Source organism: Luteimonas sp. TWI596 (genome assembly GCF_039674105.1).
In the GTDB taxonomy this organism is placed as follows: domain Bacteria; phylum Pseudomonadota; class Gammaproteobacteria; order Xanthomonadales; family Xanthomonadaceae; genus Luteimonas.
In genome coordinates this window covers 1-413 of the sequence record NZ_JBDJMU010000060.1, presented here as the reverse complement: position 1 = coordinate 413, position 413 = coordinate 1, and the positions used below count along the sequence as shown (strand labels likewise).

At 67.1% G+C, this 413-nt stretch carries 1 protein-coding gene; it reads left to right on the top strand.

The window, feature by feature from the left end; all coding sequences use genetic code 11:
• Window positions 1–413, top strand: a 413-nt coding sequence (locus tag ABE487_RS17240; RefSeq protein WP_346452926.1) for an isopeptide-forming domain-containing fimbrial protein, incomplete at both ends; no start/stop codon positions are given.

Here is a 413-nt window from a genome sequence, read left to right as displayed (position 1 = left end):
GGGCAGCGTTGGCAACGTTGTCGTGGCCAGTAACCCGGCTGGTGGCAACGATCCCGATCCGGTGTGCACGACCTGCGAAACCGAGCATCCGGTCGTTGCGACCTCGATCACCGTGGCCAAGACCTCGAACCCGGCGTCCGGCAGCGAGGTGTCGCCTGGCGACACGCTGACCTACACGCTGACGGCGACGGTTGCGAATTCGGCCACGACCGAAGTGCTGACGCTCGCCGACACACTGGGCACCGGCCTGACCTTTGGGTCGGTGACGGATGCGGGCGCGTTTGCCTGCACCGGCGCGCTGTCCTGCACGCTGCCTGCCGGCACGCTGCCGGGTGTCTACACGCTGACCTACACCGCGACCGTCAATGCGGATGCGACGGGCAGCGTTGGCAACGTTGTCGTGGCCAGTAACC